We start from the raw sequence: 1,572 nt of genomic DNA on the forward strand, positions 1-1,572 counted from the left end.
TTGAGAGCAGGATAGGAGTATAAAAAAAAGGGGCAAGAGCCCCGTTATTATATTAAGCTTGTTTTGCAGCCATTTCTTCAGCTTTTCTTTTAGCATCTTCAATATCAGCAACCATATAAAATGCCTGTTCAGGAAGATGGTCCCATTTACCTTCAACAACTTCTTTAAAGGATTTGATAGTATCTTCTCTTTTTACGTAATCACCAGGTTGTCCTGTGAACTGCTCTGCAACGTGGAATTTTTGAGCTAAGAATCTCTGTATTTTTCTTGCTCTGTAAACAGTCGCTTTATCTTCTTCAGAAAGCTCTTCCATACCAAGAATAGCAATAATTTCCTGTAGTTCTTTGTATCTTTGGAGAATTCTCTGAACTTCTCTTGCGACTGTATAATGTTCTTCACCAACATACTCAGGGGCAAGAGCCTTAGATGTAGACTCTAATGGGTCAATAGCAGGATAAATACCAAGCTCTGCAAGTCTTCTTTGAAGAACAATTGTAGCATCTAAGTGTGCAAATATTGATGCTGGAGCTGGGTCTGTAATATCGTCAGCAGGTACATATACAGCCTGTATAGATGTGATAGAACCATTTTTAGTTGAAGCAATTCTTTCCTGCACTTCACCAACGTCAGTTCCAAGAGTTGGCTGATAACCAACAGCTGATGGAAGTCTTCCAAGAAGTGTAGAAACTTCTGCACCAGCCTGAACAAATCTAAATATGTTATCTATAAAAATAAGAACGTCCTGATTTTCAACATCTCTAAAATATTCAGCAATTGTTAGCCCTGTGTGTGCAACTCTAAATCTAACTCCAGGAGGCTCATTCATCTGACCATATACCATAGCAGTGTAAGGAAGAACCCCAGATTCTTTCATTTCCATCCAAAGGTCATTACCTTCCCTTGTTCTTTCACCAACACCAACAACAACAGAGTATCCAGAGTGGAATTTTGCAATGTTATGAATTAATTCCTGCATTAATACAGTTTTTCCAACTCCTGCACCACCAAATAATCCAACTTTTCCACCTTTAATAAATGGGACAAGTAAGTCTATAACTTTAATACCTGTTTCAAAGATTTCAACTTTTGTTGCCTGGTCTTCAAAAGTTGGAGCAGGTCTGAAAATTGGCCAGTGCTCTTCAGCTTCTACAGGACCGGCTTCATCAATAGGTTTTCCTACAACATTAAATATTCTTCCAAGGGCAGCTTTTCCAACAGGAACTTTAACAGGAGAACCTAAATTTTCAACTTCCTGTCCTCTTACAAGTCCATCAGTTGGGCCATAAGCCACTGTTCTAACTCTTTTTTCTCCTATGTGCTGTGCAACTTCAAGGTAAAGCTCTTCTTCAAATTCATTTCCCTTATCGTCAATACCCTTTCTTATTGTTTTTAATGAGTTTCTTATTTCTGGTAAATCTCCTGTTTCAAATTCAACGTCAACAACAGGTCCTACAACCTGAACTATTTTTCCTTTGTTTTCTGCCATTATTTATTTCCTCCTAAATTTTTACTTATTGTATTGCCTGAGCAGCGTTAATAATATCAATAAGTTCTGTTGTAATAGATTCTTGT

Annotated in this window: 1 protein-coding gene; it reads right to left on the reverse strand. The window is 37.5% G+C overall.

Translation table 11 applies throughout. The annotated features are described in order from the left end of the window. Nucleotides 1–52: 52 nt before the first annotated feature. Nucleotides 53–1,486, reverse strand: coding sequence for a F0F1 ATP synthase subunit beta (atpD, locus tag HG1285_RS02085; RefSeq protein ID WP_008289216.1), 1,434 nt, complete (start codon nt 1,484–1,486; stop codon nt 53–55). Nucleotides 1,487–1,572 lie beyond the last annotated feature (86 nt).

The organism is Hydrogenivirga sp. 128-5-R1-1, from assembly GCF_000171895.1.